Source organism: Micromonospora sp. NPDC049230, assembly GCF_040647875.1.
Classification (GTDB): Bacteria; Actinomycetota; Actinomycetes; order Mycobacteriales; family Micromonosporaceae; genus Micromonospora.
This window is the reverse complement of sequence record NZ_JBEZCZ010000020.1, coordinates 1-17,485: the sequence shown is the minus strand read 5'-3', so window position 1 is coordinate 17,485 and position 17,485 is coordinate 1. Positions and strand designations below refer to the sequence as shown.

At 71.4% G+C, this 17,485-nt stretch carries 15 protein-coding genes and 1 riboswitch; of the genes, 5 read left to right on the top strand and 10 right to left on the bottom strand.

Annotation, left to right across the window (positions count from 1 at the left end):
* Positions 1–22 precede the first annotated feature (22 nt).
* The 6 genes from AB0A95_RS18265 to AB0A95_RS18240 form a co-directional block, all read right to left on the bottom strand.
* Positions 23–2,425, bottom strand: a complete 2,403-nt coding sequence (locus tag AB0A95_RS18265) for a phosphoketolase family protein (protein ID WP_357556909.1) — start codon at positions 2,423–2,425, stop codon at positions 23–25.
* A gap of 116 nt (positions 2,426–2,541) precedes the next feature.
* The gene (locus tag AB0A95_RS18260) at positions 2,542–3,018 is read right to left on the bottom strand and encodes a nitroreductase/quinone reductase family protein (protein WP_357556908.1); all 477 of its coding nucleotides are present in this window, start codon (positions 3,016–3,018) and stop codon (positions 2,542–2,544) included.
* Positions 3,015–3,968 (bottom strand): nitroreductase family protein, encoded by a 954-nt coding sequence (locus AB0A95_RS18255; protein WP_357556907.1) that lies wholly within the window; start codon positions 3,966–3,968, stop codon positions 3,015–3,017. Before AB0A95_RS18255 ends, AB0A95_RS18260 begins: the two co-directional genes overlap by 4 nt.
* Entirely contained in the window at positions 3,965–4,534 is a 570-nt protein-coding gene (locus AB0A95_RS18250; RefSeq protein ID WP_357556906.1) for an SRPBCC family protein, read from the bottom strand. Before AB0A95_RS18250 ends, AB0A95_RS18255 begins: the two co-directional genes overlap by 4 nt.
* Before the next feature lie 41 nt (positions 4,535–4,575).
* Positions 4,576–7,140, bottom strand: a complete 2,565-nt coding sequence (adhE, locus tag AB0A95_RS18245) for a bifunctional acetaldehyde-CoA/alcohol dehydrogenase (RefSeq protein WP_357556905.1) — start codon at positions 7,138–7,140, stop codon at positions 4,576–4,578.
* Between the two features lie 358 nt (positions 7,141–7,498).
* Entirely contained in the window at positions 7,499–8,365 is an 867-nt protein-coding gene (locus tag AB0A95_RS18240) for a universal stress protein (RefSeq protein ID WP_357556904.1), read from the bottom strand.
* A gap of 562 nt (positions 8,366–8,927) precedes the next feature.
* Here AB0A95_RS18240 and AB0A95_RS18235 point away from each other — a divergent pair.
* Positions 8,928–9,569: a response regulator transcription factor gene (locus AB0A95_RS18235; protein ID WP_357556903.1), complete on the top strand. Its 642-nt coding sequence runs from the start codon at positions 8,928–8,930 to the stop codon at positions 9,567–9,569.
* Between the two features lie 117 nt (positions 9,570–9,686).
* Positions 9,687–10,022, top strand: coding sequence for a hypothetical protein (locus AB0A95_RS18230; protein WP_357556902.1), 336 nt, complete (start codon positions 9,687–9,689; stop codon positions 10,020–10,022).
* Between the two features lie 54 nt (positions 10,023–10,076).
* Here AB0A95_RS18230 and AB0A95_RS18225 read toward each other — a convergent pair whose 3' ends face one another.
* The 4 genes from AB0A95_RS18225 to AB0A95_RS18210 all read right to left on the bottom strand — a co-directional run bounded on the left by AB0A95_RS18225 (position 10,077) and on the right by AB0A95_RS18210 (position 14,791).
* On the bottom strand, positions 10,077–10,388 hold the full coding sequence (locus tag AB0A95_RS18225; protein WP_357556901.1) for a hypothetical protein: 312 nt from the start codon (positions 10,386–10,388) through the stop codon (positions 10,077–10,079).
* A 412-nt stretch (positions 10,389–10,800) separates the two neighbouring features.
* Positions 10,801–11,430, bottom strand: coding sequence for a 5,6-dimethylbenzimidazole synthase (bluB, locus tag AB0A95_RS18220; RefSeq protein ID WP_357556900.1), 630 nt, complete (start codon positions 11,428–11,430; stop codon positions 10,801–10,803).
* 29 nt (positions 11,431–11,459) lie between these two features.
* A riboswitch (cobalamin riboswitch) is annotated at positions 11,460–11,660 on the bottom strand.
* Positions 11,661–11,808: 148 nt separating this feature from the next.
* A complete protein-coding gene (locus AB0A95_RS18215; protein ID WP_357556899.1) occupies positions 11,809–12,189 on the bottom strand; it encodes a hypothetical protein in 381 nt (126 codons plus the stop codon).
* Complete coding sequence (locus AB0A95_RS18210) at positions 12,179–14,791, bottom strand: CHAT domain-containing protein (RefSeq protein ID WP_357556898.1); 2,613 nt, start codon at positions 14,789–14,791, stop codon at positions 12,179–12,181. The genes AB0A95_RS18215 and AB0A95_RS18210 overlap by 11 nt, the downstream gene beginning before the upstream one ends.
* A gap of 186 nt (positions 14,792–14,977) precedes the next feature.
* Between AB0A95_RS18210 and AB0A95_RS18205 the strand changes: the two genes are divergently transcribed.
* The 3 genes from AB0A95_RS18205 to AB0A95_RS18195 are packed head-to-tail and all read left to right on the top strand — an operon-like array spanning position 14,978 to position 17,400.
* Positions 14,978–16,291, top strand: coding sequence for a S8/S53 family peptidase (locus AB0A95_RS18205; RefSeq protein ID WP_357556897.1), 1,314 nt, complete (start codon positions 14,978–14,980; stop codon positions 16,289–16,291).
* A gap of 28 nt (positions 16,292–16,319) precedes the next feature.
* Positions 16,320–16,961, top strand: coding sequence for a sigma-70 family RNA polymerase sigma factor (locus AB0A95_RS18200; protein ID WP_357556896.1), 642 nt, complete (start codon positions 16,320–16,322; stop codon positions 16,959–16,961).
* Positions 16,936–17,400 carry a hypothetical protein gene (locus tag AB0A95_RS18195; RefSeq protein WP_357556895.1) on the top strand — a complete coding sequence of 155 codons (465 nt, stop codon included), beginning with the start codon at positions 16,936–16,938 and terminating at the stop codon, positions 17,398–17,400. Before AB0A95_RS18200 ends, AB0A95_RS18195 begins: the two co-directional genes overlap by 26 nt.
* The last annotated feature ends 85 nt before the right edge of the window (positions 17,401–17,485 follow it).

Sequence of the window (17,485 nt, the reverse complement as noted above, 5' to 3'; positions counted from 1 at the left end):
GGCGCCACCGTCTCGGTGCGGCTCAGCCGCGTGCGGCCCAGTCGCCGAGGGCCCAGTCGCGGACCTCGGGCATGTCCTCCAGGTGCTCCACCACGTACGTCTCGTGGCGGTCGAGCTGGCTCTGGCACCACGCTTTGAGATCCGCGGCGCCGCGGGGGAGGCGCTTGGCGTTGTTGATGGCGTCCATCACGAGGTGGTACCGCGATGCCTTGTTGCGCACCGTCATGTCGAACGGGGTGGTGGTCGTGCCCTGCTCGATGAAGCCGCGGACGCGGAACCGGTCCGCGTCCGGGCGGCCGTGCACGAGTTGGTGGATCGCGCCGGGGTAGCCGTGGAAGGAGAACACCACGTCGACGGTGTCGGTGAACAGCTCGGTGAACAGGGTCTCGCTCATGCCGTGCGGGTGGTCCTTGGGTCGGGCCAGGGTCATCAGGTCGACCACGTTGACGACGCGGACCTTGAAGCCGGGCAGCCGGTCGCGCAGGATCTGTGCCGCCGCGACCGTCTCCATTGTGACGACGTCGCCGGCGCAGGCGAGGACGATGTCGGGGTCGCTGGTGCCGTCGTCGGTGCCGGCCCAGTCCCAGACGCCCGCGCCGCGGGCGCAGTGCTCGATCGCCTCGTCGATGGAGAGGTACTGCAGCTGCGGCTGCTTGTCGATCACGATCAGGTTGATGTACGACCGCGACCGGAAGCAGTGGTCGGCCACCGACAGCAGGGTGTTGGCGTCCGGCGGCAGGTAGACCCGGGCGACGTCGCCGCGTTGGGTGAGCACCACCTGGATCAGGCCGGGCCCCTGGTGGGAGAAGCCGTTGTGGTCGTTGCGCCACGCCGTGGAGGTGAGCAGCACGTTGAGGCTGGGCACCTTCTCGCGCCACGGCAGGTTCCTGGCCTCCTGCAACCACTTGCCGTGCTGCACGGTCTGCGAGGCGCTGACCATGGCGAACGCCTCGTACGTGGCGAACATGCCGTGCCGGCCGGTCAGGTTGTAGCCCTCCAGCCAGCCGTGGCAGTTGTGCTCGCTGAGCACCTCCATGACCCGGCCGTTGCGGCTGAGCGCCACGTCCTCCGGCGTCACTCGCTCCATGAAGGCGCGGTCGGAGACTTCGAAGATGGCACCGAGCCGGTTGCTGTTGGTCTCGTCGGGGCAGAACAACCGGAACCGGTCGGCGTTGCGGAGGTAGATGTCGCGCATCATCTCGCCCAGCTTGCGCGTCGACTCGGCCCGCTGCTGCGCGGGCCGGGGCACGTCGACCGCGTAGGCACGGAAGTCCGGTAGGTCCAGATCCCGGGCCAGCACCCCGCCGTTGGCATGCGGGCTGGCACTCATCCGCAGGTCACCGTCAGGAGCCTGGTCCCGGATAAACGCCACCGGCGCGCCGGCGGAATCGAACAGTTCCTCCGGACGGTACGACGTGAGCCAGCGCTCCAGCAGTGCCAGGTGCTCCGGGTTGTCCTTGACGCCGGACAGCGGCACCTGGTGCGACCGCCAGGTCCCGGTGACGGTGATCCCGTCGACGGAGTCCGGACCGGTCCAGCCCTTCGGTGACCGCAGGATGATCAGCGGCCAGGTCGGGCGGGTACCGTCCCAGGAACCGTCACGGGCGGCGGTCTGGATGTCGCGGATCCTCGTCCAGGCAGCGGTGAGAGCGGCGGCGAAGCGGTGGTGCATGCCGGGCAGGTCGGAGCCCTCGACCTCGATGACGTCGTAGCCGTGGCCACGCAGCAGGTTGCGTACCTCCTCGGGATCCTTTCGCCCCAGCACGGTGGGACCGGAGATCTTGGCGTCGTTGAGGTGCAGGATCGGCAGGACCGCACCGTCGCGCTGGGGGTTGAGAAAGGACACGCCCTTCCAGGAGCCCTCGAGGGGCCCGGTCTCGGCCTCACCATCGCCCACCACCGCGACGGCCAGCAGATCCGGGTTGTCCATGACCGCGCCGAACGCGTGGACCAGGACGTAGCCCAGCTCGCCGCCCTCGTGGATGGAGCCGGGGGTGGTCACCGACACGTGCGACGGGATACCACCCGGGCTGGAGAACTGCCGGAACAGGCGCAGCATCCCGGCCTCGTCCTGGCTGACGTCCGGGTAGATCTCGCTGTAGGTGCCTTCCAGGTACCCGGCGGCCACCAGTGCCGGGCCGCCGTGACCCGGGCCGGCCAGGTAGATCGCCTGCTGACCGGTGTGCCGGATCAACCGGGAGACGTGCGCGTAGATCAGCGACAGACCGGGGCTGGTTCCCCAGTGACCGAGCAGGCGCGGCTTGATGTGCTCAGCCGACAGTGGCTCGCGCAGCAACGGGTTGCCCCGCAGGTAAATCTGACCGATGGTCAGGTAGTTGGCGGCGCGCCACCACGCGTCCAGACGGGCGAGTTCGGTGTCGTCGAGCTCGGCGAGCGTGCGGGGTTCGGATACGACCGCGGTCACGGCGATTCCTTTCACAGATCTCGGCTGGTCAGGAGTCACGCTAGGCCCAGCCGGGGTCGGCCACCCAGGGCCGGAAGCCGTCCGCCTAAGGACCTTTGGCCCCCCGCTCCGGGACCTCAGGGCACCGCCGCTCTGATCAGGAATACCGGGTACTCCGGCGCTATCGCGGTGAACCCAGCGAGTGAGGAATGCCTGTCGATCGGGAAGTGCGGGCGGGCACCCGGTGCCTTGGCGAGATATTCGCGCAGGATGGGGGCTCGTTCCGCCACGTCGACCTCGACCAGCCGGACCGGCTCCCGCCGGCCACGCCGCAGGGTGGCCGCGCCGTCGGCGGCCCGGATGTTGGCCACCCAGTTGGCCCGGCGCCCGAGCATCGAGACCACGTAGCGCTCCCCGTCATGAATGGTCATCACCAACGGGAAGGCCACCGTCCGCCCGCTCCTGCGGCCGACCACTTCCAGAGTCACCCAGGCCGGCGGTGCCAGGAATCCGCTGCTGTGCTGGGCGGCGGCGATTCGGTTGAGCACCCGCGCCAGGCGACCGGGGCGACCGCCCCGGTACATCCGGGTACGCCATGATCGTGGAATTGTCACTTGTCGCTCGTTCGCAGAACCTCGGACAGCGGCCGGCGCGGTGTCACCGCAGCCTGCGGTCCGTATCCGATCCGAATGATCATTTGCGCCCAGCGGCCGGCCGCGGTGTCGGTGAGCAGTTCGCGGATCGCCGGAACCTCGACCGGTTGGCTGATGGGTGTGGTAGCCAACCGCAGCCGGGTGGCCGCCAGCAGGACGTGCTGCAACCCCTGGCCGGCACGGACCCAGTCGTCTGGGCCGTCACCGAGCGTCGCGAGCACGGCGATGGTCGGGTGCGCCTCGAAGAACTCACTCGTGCGCCAGGGCTGCGGGTGGACGAGCCCGAAGTCCCGGATCGGCATCCGTTCGAGGGCGTCCCACGGTCCGATGGCGGCCGCTGGGACGCCGTCGCGGCGGGCCGGCGCGGGCCTCGTCCAGCGGCTCAGCTCGGCCCGGTAGCGGCCGCTCGTGCGCAGCCGACGCTCGGCCTGGTGCCCAAGCCCCAGGATGGCGTTGCGGGTGACCGGGCCGGCGATCGTGAGTGCCGTTCCCTGGTCCGCGGCGGCCGCGGTCAGCTCCTCGATCGCGTCGGCCGATACCGCCGAGTCGGCGAGTGGCCACCGGTTGGTGTGCCGCTGGGCGATCGCTTCGGCCAGCGTCGTCACGGTTTCCGGCGGTGGGGCTTCGCGGTCGAGCAGCACCCGGGCCACCAGGTCGGGCGAGTCCGGTTCCGGGAAGAGGACGTAGGTCGTGCGCCGTCCGTGTGCCCGCAGAGCCAGCCGCAGGGTGAACAGGGCCGCACCGACACTGATCAGGAGTTCGCGCCCGGACGCGTCCAGCGCGTCGAGTCGGCGGCTGTGGTCCGCGTACACCCGCACTTCCCGGCCGGCGACCCGGAAAAGCCATGGCTGGCTGTTGTGCAGCGAAGGGGCGAGCGTCGCCGCCGCCACGCACCGGGCGAGCACGTTCATGACGCGCCTTCCGCGCGCTGCTTGATACCCAGCAGCATCCGGCGCTCCATGACCAGGCTCCCCGGCTCCATCACCAGGCGGTACGCGATCCGAGCCGGCCCGGGACTGCCGGCCAGGGCGATCCGGTTGCGGCTGATCAGCCGGGTGCCCGCCCGGTCAGGGCGCAGGTGGAAGGCCCAGACCCAGGTGCCATCGGCGGACCGGAACACCAGCGTCCGCTGCGGGTCGAGGACCTCGACCCGGATGGCGGGCCCGCTCTTGCCGAGCGGTAGTTCGTCGCCGGTGGCGAGGTGCTGGAGCTGCGGCAGGATCTGGTCGGCGCTGTGCATGTCGAGCCCGAACAGGTTCTCGATCCAGTCGTAGGTGTAGGCGCCACCGCGACCGCTGCCCATCTGCACGAGCCAGGGCCAGACCGCCTCGGGGGGCGCGCCGATGGTGACCGCCCGGGTGGAGACGATGTCCGGGTCGGCGAGGAGTTCGTCGCCGGGCAGCGTGGCCGCTACCTCGCCCGTCGTGGCTCCCCACGTGAGCCACCGTCCGGGCCGTTGGAGCACTGTTCCCTTCATGGCCTCTCCCTTCTGAGCGAAAGCGGCACCGGCCGGCCTGCTCAGGCGGCGGTCGCCGATCCGTAGTACGCGGCGCGCATCAGTTCCTGCATGTCGGCGAGCATCGGCATCCGGGGATTGGCCGGCGCGCACTGGTCCTCGTACGCGTTGAGCGCCTGCTGCGGCAACGCCGCGAGGAAAGCCCGTTCGTCCACGCCGACGACCGCGAACGAGGGTTCGATGCCGACCTCGTCGCGCAGCCTCTCGATCGCCGTGGCCAGAGCTTCGACCGCCTCGGCGTCGGTCGCCGCGGGCAGCCCGAGGGTGCGGGCGATGTCGGCGAAGCGCTGCGGCGCCCGGTAGCTCTCGTATTTCGGCCAGCCGGTGAGCTTGCTCGGCACGGTCCCGTTGTAGCGGATGACGTGCGGCAGCAGGATCGCGTTAGTGCGCCCGTGTGCGACGTGGAAGGTGGCGCCCAGGGTGTGCGACATGGCGTGCACGATGCCGAGGAAGGCGCTGCCGAACGCCATGCCGGCGATCGTCCCCGCATTGTGCATCTTCTCGCGGGCCCGCGGGTCTGCGGCACCGTGGTGAACGGCCCGGGCGAGGTTGCCGAAGATCAGCCGGATGGCGTGCAGGGCCAGGCCGTCGGTGAAGTCGCTGGCGTACACCGACACGTACGACTCGATCGCGTGGGTGAGCGCGTCGAAGCCGCTGTCCGCGGTGACCACCGCCGGCAAATCGGCGGCCAGCACCGGGTCGACGATCGCCACACTCGGCGTGAGGGCGTAGTCGGCGAGCGGGTACTTCTTGCCGGACGCGGTGTCGGTGATGACGGCGAACGGGGTGACCTCAGCCCCGGTGCCGGAGGTGGTCGGGACGCAGACGAGTTGGGCCAGCGCGCCGAGGGTGGGAAACTTGAAGGCGCGTTTGCGGATGTCGAAGAACTTCTCCCGCAGATCGGCGAAGACCACCTCGGGGTGCTCGTAGCGCAGCCACATCACCTTGGCGGCATCCATCGCCGAGCCCCCGCCGAGCGCGATGATGGTGTCCGGCCGAAACGAGCGCATCAACTCGGCGCCGCGGTCGACGGTGCGCACGCTGGGCTCCGGCTCGACGTCGTCGATGATCTGCAGAGCCACCTGCTCGCGGCGGCGGTGCAGCACGGACAGCACGCGGTCCACGTACCCCAGCTTGGTCATGGTGTGGTCGGTGACCACCGTGACCCGGTGCACGTCGGGCATGTCGGCGAGGTAACGGATCGCGTTCGGCTCAAAGTAGATCTTCGGCGGAACCTTGAACCACTGCAGATTGTTCGTCCGCCGGGCAACCCTCTTGATGTTGATCAGGTCGACCGCGGTGACGTTGTGCGACACCGAGTTGTGGCCGTAGCTGCCGCAGCCCAGCGTCAGCGACGGCAGGAAGGCGTTGTACATGTCGCCGATGCCGCCCTGCGAGGCCGGTGCGTTCCAGATGATCCGGACGGCCTTGACCCGACGGCCGTACGCCTCGGCCAGATCCGCGTCCTGCGTGTGGATGACGGCGCTGTGGCCCAGACCGTCGAACTCCACCATCTGCTCGGCGTACGTGAAGGCCTGGTCGTGACCGGTGGCCGACAGCAGGGCGAGCACCGGGCAGAGCTTCTCCCGGGTCAGCGGCTCACCCGGGCCGACCCGGTCGACCGGGGCCAGGATGATCGAGGTGTCCGGGGCGACCGGGAAACCGGCGTGTTCGGCGATCCAGCTCGCCGACTGCCCGACCACGCCCGGGTTGAGTCTTCCGGAGCCGAAGAGCAGCGCCTCCAGCAGCGACTTCTCCTGCGGCGTCGCGACGTGGGCGTGCAGTCGCCGGAACTCGGCGAGTGCGGCGGGCCGGATCGCGTCGTCGATGATGACGGCCTGCTCGGAGGCGCAGATCATGCCGTTGTCGAACGACTTGGACAGCACCACGTCGTTGACCGCGCGGGCCACGTCGGCCGAGGCCTCAAGGTACGCCGGGACGTTGCCGGCGCCGACGCCGAGCGCCGGTTTGCCGGTGGAATAGGCAGCTCGGACCATAGCGTTGCCGCCGGTCGCCAGGACCACCGAGACACCGGGATGCTGCATCAACTCGTTCGTCGCGGCCACCGACGGCTCCTCGATCCACTGGACGCAGTGCTCCGGCGCGCCGGCGGCGACGGCGGCGTCACGGACCGTGCGGGCGGCCTCCTGGCTACAGCGTTGCGCCGCCGGGTGGAAGGCGAAGATCACCGGATTGCGGGTCTTGAGGGCCAGCAGAGCCTTGAAGATGGTGGTCGAGGTCGGGTTGGTCACCGGTGTCACCGCGGCCACCACCCCGACCGGCTCGGCGATCTGGGTGATCCCCACGATGTCGTCCTGGGCGATCACCCCGACGGTACGGATGTCGGCCATGTGGTTGGTGACATGCTCGCAGGCGAAGATGTTCTTCACCGCCTTGTCCTCGAACACGCCGCGGCCAGTCTCCTCGACCGCCAGCATCGCGAGTTCGGCGTGCCGGCTGAGCGCGGCCACCGACGCCTTCTTCACGATCTCGTCGACCTGTTCCTGGTCGTAGGAGTCGTAGTCGGCCAACGCCTTGAGAGCGTTCTCAACCAAGGTCACGATCATGCTTCTGCCCTCCGTCGGTCCGTCCTCTCGAACGTAGGTCTCCGTCGATCGGTAGCGGCACGGCCGATGGACCTGCGAGGACGGGACCAGTGGCCCGCGTCGGGCGGCTCGATCACGACGGCCGGCTCCGGAGGACACCATGGGTTGTCGCATCCATCGTCAACGGTCCCTGCCGTATCGGCCGCAACTCTTGCCGCGCCGCTGGGTCGGACCTGGGCAACGTCGGCCTGTCGGCGGTCGCGGTCAGCGGCGTCGGTGACGCCGACGCGCTGGTGGCCCTTGCTGCAACGGGCTGGACCGCTGGAGACGGCTGGACCGCCCCGGCCGGCCGAGGCGGTCCAGCGTTCACGGCCAGGGTTCAGGCCTGCGAGATTTCCCGGACCACCGCCACCGTGCACGGCGACCGGTGCAGCAGGTGCTGGCTGACCGAGCCCAGCAGCATTCCGCGGAGAGCGCCGCGCCCGCGGCTGCCGACCACGACCAGTTGCGCTCCGGCGGACGCCTCGGTGAGCGCGTCGGCCGGGTGTTCGGCCAGGTATGTCGCGGTTGCCTGCACGTCCGGGTACTTCTGGTGCCATTCGTTCAGTAGCTCGCGGACGGCGTCGCTCTGCTGCTGGATGATCTGCTCCGCCACGCTCGGGCGTTCCTCGACCAGGCCGGCGGCGAAGGTGCCGCCGCGGATGACCCGCAGCGGGACGTCGCGCCCGGCGGCCTGCGCGATGGCGAACTCCAGCGCGAGCCGGGCGCAGTCGGAGTCGTCCACACCGACGACCACGGGGGCAGCCGGCGCAGGCGCGCCGCGTACCACGACGACCGGGCAGTGGGCGTGGGCGCTGACCGCCACGGTCAGCGACCCCAGCGCGGCGATCGCGTGGTGGCCACGGCTGCCCAGCACGATGGCGCTCGCCTCGGCGGACCGGTCGATCAGCGTCAGCGCGGCGGGTGCGTGCACGATGGAGATCGTGGTGCGGACGCCAGGGTGGCTCAGCTTCGCTGCGCTCACCGCCTCATCGAGGCCGCCGCGGAGGGAACGCTCCATTTCGCCGTCTGGCCAGACGGCCGGCGCTGGGATCATCGACGCCGCGGGCGCCCAGGTCGGCCAGTCCCAGGCGTAGAAGAATTCAACCGGGGCGCCGGTGCGGGCGGCTTCGTCCAACGCCCAGGATACGGCGGCGCTAGCCTCGGTCGACCGGTCGTAACCAACGATGATCCTCTTGGTGGTCATGACGTGACTCCCTTCTCGGTACGGCCGGCCGCGCTCAACCCGCGCAGCGCGGGGCAGGTGCGTGGGTGGCGATCCGCTGGCTCACCGCGCCCAGCCACAGGCTGGCGAACCCGTGCCGTGCCTGCGGTTGCTGAGCACCACCAGTGCCGCGTTCGCGGCGACCTCGAGCGTCCGGCCGCATGCCGTGCTGTCGGGTTCGGCGATGATCTCCGTGGCCCGCCCCCATGGCGGGCTCCTCTCACGTCCTGCTTCGATCCTCGGATTGCCCACGCCCGCGGGGTAGAGCGTGAGGTCCCGTCACCGCAGGTCTTCCGGCCCTCGCCGGCCTAGCTGGTGCAGGACCAACCGGCCTGGCGGGAACTGGCGCCATCGGAACCGAGCAGCCCGTCGCGGACGCGCTTCTCGCTCACCCACCTGGGCAGCGTGTGTCGCTTCCGGCTGTGCCGAACGGCCGCTCTCCGTGGCCCGACAGGCCCCGGCCGGTGCCGGAACGTGGCCTCGCTCTCCGCCTGAAGGGGTGCCGCCGCTGGTGTCAAGCCGCACGGCAGGGTAGGAAGGACGCATGATCCGTGTCTTTCTGCTCGACGATCACGAGGTCGTCCGTCGCGGCCTGGTTGACCTGTTGCAGGCGGCCGGTGACATCCAGGTGGTCGGCGAGTCCGGTCTGGCGCAGGAGGCGACCCGGCGGATCCCGGCGCTGCGGCCCGATGTCGCGGTGCTCGACGCCCGGCTGCCGGACGGCAACGGCATCGACGTGTGTCGCGACGTGCGGGCTGTCGATTCGACGATCAAAGGGCTGATCCTGACGTCGTACGAGGACGACGAGGCGTTGTTCGCGGCGATCATGGCTGGCGCCGCAGGATACGTGCTCAAGCAGATCAAGGGCACCGACCTGGTCGACGCGGTACGCCGGGTGGCGGCCGGGCAGTCACTGCTCGACCCCGCGGTCACCCAGCGAGTCCTGGAGCGCATTCGCAACGGCGTCGAGCAGCCGCGCGAGCTCGCCGGTCTGACCGACCAGGAACGCCGGATCCTGCAGTACGTGGCCGAGGGCCTGACCAACCGGGAGATCGCTGGCCGGATGTTCCTCGCCGAGAAGACCGTCAAGAACTACGTGTCCAGCCTGCTCGCCAAACTCGGTCTGGAACGCCGCACCCAGGCAGCGGTGCTGGCCACCAAGCTGCTCGGCGAGCGTCCACACTGACTCGGAGGGCAGCCGAAGATGGTGGTGGTGTCAGTCGCCGACCGCCGCGGTGTCGCAGACAGCGTAGAGGGCCGTCCGACCCTGACTGTCCGGCGGCGTCGAGCGCAGACTCGAATGATGCCGACGTACGAAGAGGACAGACGTGATCGGCTGCTCGGCCTGGGCCTGAGCGAGTCATCGGCACAGTGGCGGGAAGTAGCAAACCGGGCCGAGGCGCTGGCCCTCAAGCTGAAGATGCATGTCGAGCAGGCCAGCGACGACGGACAGACCGAGGCAGCGCTGGATCGACTGCGAGCGGTCATGAACGAGGCCTTCGAAGCCGCCGGTAACGCGTTCCGCGACGACGCCGTCCGCCAGGACATCCGCGACGTCGGGCGGCTTCTGGGCGAGGCCATCCACCCGACTGTCACTCGCGTGGGCGGTGAGGTGCGAGACCTGTTCGAACGCCGCTAAGAAGGGCCGGCCGGACCAGCCGCACGTGCTGCGGGCCCTGATCGGTTGCGGGCTCTACGGCGCGCTCATCGATTGCTGGGGTGGGCTCTCGGAGCGCCGCTGCGTCAGGCGGCTGCGGCCATCACCGTTCTGGTAGCTGTTTCGAATCGCCCCCGAGGCCCCAATCGCGCCGAATTTGGCGTTATCGGCGTCCGTTGACGGCACGCTAACCCGGTGGCGGAGCATGGCCGCTTGGCCCTCACGGTCGGCGACGCTGAACTCGCGGCCCGGCTCCGGAGCGAGCCGGGCCAGGGCGTCCACGCCGTGCGCCGGCGCCGGATCCGGAACGTCCGTGCCGGCGGCCCGGGAGATCACCGCGAGCGCCACCTCGGTCCGCCGGATTAGCCACCGGCACCGCTGTTCGTCCAGGCCGGTGGCCTCCGCGTGGGCGGCCAGCGCCCAGTAGAGGGCGTAGTAGGCGGGCGTAGTGGCTCAGCGTGGAGACGCCGGGGACGAGGATGTCGACGCCCGCCATGACCGGTGCCTCCACGGCCAACGGGTATCGGCCGGCACGCGCCGTCAGCCCCGGCTCACCCCAGGCCGGGCCCTCCACGGCGATCGACGGTGCGATCACGGTCGGTGTCCCCTCGCTGACATCTCGCCAGTGTCGCCCGTCCGGACCGCGTATCCCATCCGCCGAGCGGCCAACCACTATGGATGCGGGACGGAGCGGCTGCCAGCGGCATCGCCGAGCTACACGCGGGGTGGCTGGCGCGGGAGCGCCGCCACAACCACTCGGTCACTCCGTCGTCCAACGATCGTGGTGGATCACCGATGACACCGGGCGTCGCTGGCGCCAGCCGTGCCGCTCCAGGTCCGGCGTCTGCTCCAGATGGGTGACCGGGCCGAGGCAGAGCCACGCCACCGGGCGGACGGTGGCCGGGATGCCGAGCAGGTCGCGCAGGAACGGCTCCCGGTAGAACGAGACCCAACCGACCCCGAGTTGCTCGGCGGTCGCGGCCAGCCACAGGTTCTGGATTGCCAGGCAGACCGAGTAGAGGCCGGCGTCGGCGATCGCGTGACGGCCGAGCACGGCCGGTCCACCCCGCTGCGGGTCGTACGTGGTCACGACCGACAACGTCGACTCGCGTACGCCATCGATCTTGATCCGGTTGAAGCGTTCCGCCGCCGCACCGTCGAGAGTGGCCGCGAAGGCGTCCCGTTCCCGCTGTACGTGCTTGTGGAACTCCTGCCGCAGCTCGGGATCGCGGACCAGGATGAAGTCCCAGGGCTGGGAGAGGCCGACGCTCGGCGCGGCGTGCGCCGCCGTGAGGACCCGGTTCAACGTCTCGTCGGGGATCGGCGCCCCGGTGAACTGGGCACGTACGTCCCGGCGCCGGTGGATGGTCTCGTAGAGTCCGGTGTACAAGGCAGGCTCCCGCTGCGCTCGTGCCCCTGGCGGGGGCGATGGCGCGAGGCCGGTCTTCGGACTCCCGGATCTACGCTGGTCACCCGCCTTCCCAACCCCGCAGGGTCAGTGGCTGCGCCTGGTACGCGTGGGTGGCAGCTCCCCGGTCACCGCGGCGGGCCCGTGCCGGACTCACACCGGCTTCCCGATTCTCCCCACTCGCGCAGGGCACCTCGCAACGTTCGTGCCACCGCACACCATAACGGTCCCGACGAACATGGGACGAACCTCGCCATGATTTCGGCATCTTGCGTGGCGGCGGCCCCGCAAGGTCAGCAACAGAACCTAGACCAACCGTCAAGCAACACCTGGGACGGATCCGTCAAGCATCAGGTGGGATTAGACAGTGACGATCCGATCAGCACCCCGGTAGCCGCAGAGCCCGGGCCGCGCCACCGTGGCCATCGGGGCGAGTGGGCTCTGGCCGACGCCGATGAGCACCGCCCCGGCACGCCCGTTCAGTCTCCGGCCGAGAACGAGGTCGCCGACGGCAGCCGTCGCTGGCCCGACGGCTAGGGAAAACGGCTCGCCGTCACCGAAGACGTCGACAGCCTGGGAGGTGTTGCCTTGCAGCCAAAGCACCTCCAGTGCGCCGTGCCTACCAGCGGGTGGCGTTACCGACATGGCGGCGATTCGGATGGCGATCTCGAGCACGTTCCGCGTAACAGCCGCACAGGCCTGCGGGCCGATGCGGCTGATCGGCGCGGCGTCAACCGGCACCGAGGCAGACGAACGCCGCCGCCGTGGCCCCGGCGGTGCCGTCGCCGGCGCTGGCGAAGGCCTGCTGGGCGTCGGCGAGAGCCTGGGCGGGGCGGATGCCGGCCCGCATCCGTCGGTGCAGGTCCAGCATGAGCCCGGTGGTGGGGTCGGCCGGCACCGGCAGCACGGTGGCGATCAGGCACCGTGCGCCCAGGGCGAGCAGCACGGCGGTGAAGCCCATGACCTCGTCGCCGGGACGCACCGCGGTCAGTCCCGAGTCGCAGGCGGAGAGCACCACGCAGCCGGGCGGCCGGGAGACCCGTTCCCACTCGTACGCGAACAGCGGGCCGTCGGCCAGCTCGAGGGTGGAGAACTGGGGGTTGTCGGCGCGGAAGGTGCCGTGGGCGGCGATGTGGACTAGGCCGGCCCCGTCCAGCGCCGCGGTCAACGCGTCGGCGGTGGCGTCCGCACCGGTGAGCAGGGTGGCCCCAGGCAGCACCTGCGCGAGTCGGCGTACCTCGACCCGGCCGGCCGGCAGGCGCGGCCCGCAGGCCAGGACCGAGGGCCCGGCCGATGGTTGCCGCCCGTCCGCACTGAGCCAGGCGGTGGCCGACGGGGCAACCGTCACGGGACGTCCGGCACAGGTCGGCAACCCCGACCACGGCACGGCGTGCAGGGCCCCGACCGGCACGATCACCAGGGGGCGGTCGCCGAGGTGCCGCCGCAACGGATCGAAGAGCTGGCGGTCCAGGGTGGCGGCGGCGTGCCCGGCCCCGGCCCGCGCGGTGGGCGTGTCGCCGGTGGTGACCAGCCGGCGCAGGGCGAACCGGTGCCACCGGACCAGGTGCACCGCCTCGGCGAGCGGGCCGAGGTCGTGCAGGCTGGCCCGGCCGTCGCGGACCAGCACCGCCCGGAGCCGGTCGCCGTGGGCGACCAGTTCGACCAGCACGCGGGAGCCGAGCCGCCCGGCGAGCATGCCCACGCCGGGCGGGGTCACCACGCCGCTTCCGCCGGGCACCCGGCGGGCCAGGTCCTGGATGCGCCGTTCCAGCCGGGCCTGCCGGCTGCGCAGTGCGTGGGCCGGCCGGCCAGCCAGCACGGTGTCCTCCAGCAGGCTACTGACGAGCCGGAGTTCGGTGAGCGCCGCGAACAGGTCCGGGTCGTCGGGGGGCAGCGCCGGCCGCATCCGCAGGGTGTTGGCCCGCCAGCGTTCGGTCCAGGCCAGGGTCCGGGCCGGGGAGCCGGCGCGGACCGCAATGTCGAGGCCCTCGGCGGCCAACTCCTGCCCGTACGTCCCGCTGTGCGCCCGTAACTCCGTGGCACCGAGCGACGTGCGGTGCCGGTCGAGGACGGCCAGCCCCCGGCGCAGGGCCCGGGCCGCACCGGAATCGTCCCCGGTGAGCCGGCGCGACCGGGCCAAGGCGTACCAACCCTGGGCGCGGCGGGGGGCGGTGCCGCGACGGCGGGCCTGGGCGGCCAGGTCGAGCAGGGCCACGGCCCGGTCGACACGACCCGAGGCGGCGGCCAGCAGGCCGGCTTCGATGCGGGTGGTCAGCGCCGGGCCCGGCCACCCGGTGGCGTCGAGCTGGCCGGCGGTCCGCACCATCGCGGCGAGCAGGGCCGCCGTCCGGGTGCCCCGGCGGAACTCCGCGCGCAGTTCGACGTGCCGGGCGAAGGCGGCCCAGGTGCGGCGGCCCTGACGCCGGAACCTGACCCGGGCCTGGGCGGCAGCCGCAGTCGCGGTGTCCAGGTCGTCGGCGAGCAGCGCGGCCCGGGCCTGGGCGAGCAGCGCCTCGGCGAGGTCCGAGGCCATTCCTCTGCGGTGCAGCTCCCGTACCGCGGCGGCGGCGACCTCGACCGCCTCGTAGAGCAGCGGTACCGACAGCAGCAGCTCGAACCGGTCTAGCAGCAGCGCCGGACGGGGGACGGCGAGCCGCCGGTACTCCTCGTCGACCTCGGCGAAGCAGCGTAGCGCCACGGCGATCTCGCCCCGTTGCCCGGCGGCGATGCCACTGTTCCAGCGGGCGTCTGCCGCAGCGAGGTCGAGTCCGAGCCGGCGGAAGACCGCCGCCGCCCGGGAGAGGTCGTCGTCGGTGCCGCCGGGGGAGCCCCGATGTGCGTTGAGTAGTCCACGGTTGTTGCGGGCGCGGGCCTCCAGTAGTGGGTCGCCTTCGCGTTGGGCGATGTCGATGGCGATGCCGTAGTCGCGCACCGCCTCGGCATAGCGGCCGCGGTAGTGCAGCACCACCCCCCGCTGCATCCGGGCTCGGCCGGCGTCGGCACCGGTGAGCTGCGGCAGCGCGGCGGTCACGGCCCGCAGCGCCGCAGCGGTACGACCGGCGTTGGCCAGCACGTACCCGAGGCTCATCCGGGCCAGCGCCTGGGTACGGGGTGTGCCGGCGGCCCGTACCGCCCGGCGTAGGTGGCGCAGTGCGCCGGTCAGGTCGTTGAGCTCACGCAGGGCCAGGCCGATGGCCCGCTCGGCGGTGGAGCGCTCGTCGTCGTCGGCGGTCTGGCCGGCGAGAACCTGGTTGGCGATCGTGATCGCCTCGGGTGGGTATCGCTGGACGGCGTCGAGTGCCGCCTGGGCCGCCGGGGCACCGGAACCGGTGCTGTCGGGCATGCCCAAGAGAGTCCACGACGGACAGCCGCGAGTCAATGTCGAGAATCCGTCGCGGGAATGTCGTCAATGGGTGTCCTGCTCGATTGCTTAATTGACAACCGGCGATGGTTCGGAATAATTGGCGATCGGGGAATTCGCCGCGCCCATCATCGGTGGGCGCGCTTCTTTCACGAGCATGGAGGTTCCGTGCCGCCGTCCGACCACCCTACCGTGCCGGCTCTGGCCGGCCGGCTGTCCCGACGGCGAGTCCTGGCGCTGTCCGCGCTGGCTGTGGCGGCACCGTTCGGCGTCGTAGCGCCCCCCGGCAGGGCGGTCGCTGGCGATGCGGACGCCAATGCCTACCAGAAGGTTTTCGAAGCGGCGTTGGCAGCCGACCAGAACGTGCGCCGGTACACCGCGCCGGGGCGGGAGATCCTCTACCGGCCCCGGCAACTGCTCGCCGCCGACGTCGACGTCAAACGGGTGACCACCTGGTTGCGCACCCACGATTATCGGGTGACCGTCGGAGCCGGCTTCGCCGGTGTCACCCGGCTGCTGTTCGATCGGGAGACCGACATCCCCGGCGTGGTGGGGAAACTGCGCGACCCCCGGCAGTGGTCAGGCCAACCGGTGCCGGCGGTGCAGCCGCACCATGTGCTGCTCGGCCTGGGCAACATCATGGGAAACCCGGGCACGCCACCCCGCCCGGCCGCAGCGCTGCCGCCGCCTGACCCGACCCGGCTCGGCGAGGGCGCGGACGTCACCGTCGGCATCTGCGACACCGGGATCTGGCAGCAGGCCGGCACCTGTCACCCACAGTGGCTCGGCGGTGCTTATCTGCCGCAGCTCGACGACGAGGACCCGCTCTACGTCCACACCGACGTGCTCGCCCCGCAGGGCGGGCACGGCACCTTCGTCGCGGGGGTGGTCCGGCAGGCCGCGCCGGGGGTACGCGTCGACCCGGAGCAGGCCCTGGACCCGACCGGGGTGGGGGACGAGGCAACGGTGGTGGCCGCCCTGAGCCGGCTCGCACCGCAGGTTTCCGTGTTCAACCTCTCGCTGGGCGGATACACCCTGGATGATCAGCCGTCGCTGCCACTGGCCAACGCGCTGGCGGCGCTGCCGACGACGAGCGCCGTGGTAGCGGCGGCCGGCAACGCCGGCAGCAGCCGTCCGCTCTGGCCCGCCGCCCTGGACCGGGTGCTGGCGGTCGCGGCGGTCAGCCAGACGACCGGCGGTCCGGTGCCGGCGATCGACAGCTGCTACGGGCCCTGGGTGGACGCCTGCGCCCTGGGCGAGCGCCACAGCACGTACGTCGAGGGGCAGCTGTCGCTACCCGGGCGGCCGGTACGGCAGTTCCACGGGTTCGCCAGCTGGGCGGGTACCTCGTTCGCCACCGCACACGTCTCCGGGCGGCTCGCCGCCCTGATGACCGCCACGGGCCTCAGCGCGGACGCCGCGCGCACGACCCTGCTCGCCGCCCCCCGCTGGCATCCCGACTACGGGGTGTTCGTCGGATGAGCCGTGTCGACGGCCGGGCGGTGACCCGGTGACCGGTGCCAGCGCGACCAGCCTGCTGTCCGCCGCCGCCGGCGGGGACGAGTCGGCCTGGGCCGAGCTGGTACGCCGGTACACCCCGATCGTGTACTCGGTCATCCGGGCGTACGACCTCAGTCGGGCGGATGCGGCCGATGTCAACCAGACCGTCTGGCTTCGCCTGGTGGAGCAACTGGGCCGGGTACGCGAACCCGAGGCGTTGCCGGGCTGGCTGGCGACCACAGCCCGGCGCGAGTGCTACCGGTTGTCCCGCCTCAACCGCCGGGCCCAGCCCGTCGACCCGTACGACCAGTCGCTGGAGACCTACGACGGGTTCTCCCGGGAGCTGGCGGGGATGGCTCGCGGCCCGGACGACGAGCTGCTGCGCGCGGAACGGCGGCAGGCGTTGCGCGAGGGTTTCGTCCAGCTTCCGTCGCGCTGCCAGGCGTTGTTGGCGCTGCTGACGGCCGACCCGCCGGTGAGCTACCGGGAGATCGCCGAGCGGTTGGGCGTTCCGGTGGGCAGCATCGGACCCACCCAGGCCCGTTGCCTGCGTAGGCTGCGGGCATGTCCGGCGATCGTCGAGTTTCTCGGCGCACCCGTCATCGGTACGAACGGGGGTGAGCCGGATGGAGCCGTGGCCGCCGGTCGATGACGATGCGCTAACGACGGAGCTGGGTGCGGCATTGTGGGACACCGGGCTGGTCTCGGAGGCCTACCTGAGCGCGGCGTTGGCAGCGTTCACATGGCGTACCGCGGACGCGGAACTGGCCGTCGCCGAGCTGACGTTCGACTCGGCGGTCGACGCCGGGATGGTGGGAATGACCCGCTCTGCCTCGTCCGCGCGGACGCTCTCCTTCCGCAGCGGGTCGGTGGTGGTGGAGATCGAGGTGAGCGACGCCGGGATCGTCGGGCAGTTCTCCCCGCCCGCTGGCGGACGGGTGAGAGCCCGTTCGGCCTCCGGCATCTACGACGAGGCGTCGGTGGACGAGGTTGGCTTCTTCTCGTTGGGCGTCCCACCACCGGGCCCGGTCCAACTGTGCGCGCGCACCGTCGGGTACACGCTGTGCACCGCTTGGGTCTGTCTGCGCTGACCGCTGCTCGACCGACGAGAGTGGGGGGGGGGGGGGGGGGGCGCGCCGCCCCCCCCCCCCCGGCCCCCCCCCCCCCCCCCCCCCC

What these genes read in the sequence shown, in the direction of transcription:
- AB0A95_RS18210 (WP_357556898.1), bottom strand. Translation starts at nt 14,791, where the DNA reads ATGCCCGACAGCACCGGTTCCGGTGCCCCGGCGGCCCAGGCGGCACTC.
- AB0A95_RS18235 (WP_357556903.1), top strand. Translation starts at nt 8,928, where the DNA reads ATGATCCGTGTCTTTCTGCTCGACGATCACGAGGTCGTCCGTCGCGGC.
- AB0A95_RS18250 (WP_357556906.1), bottom strand. Translation starts at nt 4,534, where the DNA reads ATGAAGGGAACAGTGCTCCAACGGCCCGGACGGTGGCTCACGTGGGGA.
- AB0A95_RS18230 (WP_357556902.1), top strand. Translation starts at nt 9,687, where the DNA reads ATGCCGACGTACGAAGAGGACAGACGTGATCGGCTGCTCGGCCTGGGC.
- AB0A95_RS18195 (WP_357556895.1), top strand. Translation starts at nt 16,936, where the DNA reads ATGGAGCCGTGGCCGCCGGTCGATGACGATGCGCTAACGACGGAGCTG.
- AB0A95_RS18255 (WP_357556907.1), bottom strand. Translation starts at nt 3,968, where the DNA reads ATGAACGTGCTCGCCCGGTGCGTGGCGGCGGCGACGCTCGCCCCTTCG.
- adhE (WP_357556905.1), bottom strand. Translation starts at nt 7,140, where the DNA reads ATGATCGTGACCTTGGTTGAGAACGCTCTCAAGGCGTTGGCCGACTAC.
- AB0A95_RS18240 (WP_357556904.1), bottom strand. Translation starts at nt 8,365, where the DNA reads ATGACCACCAAGAGGATCATCGTTGGTTACGACCGGTCGACCGAGGCT.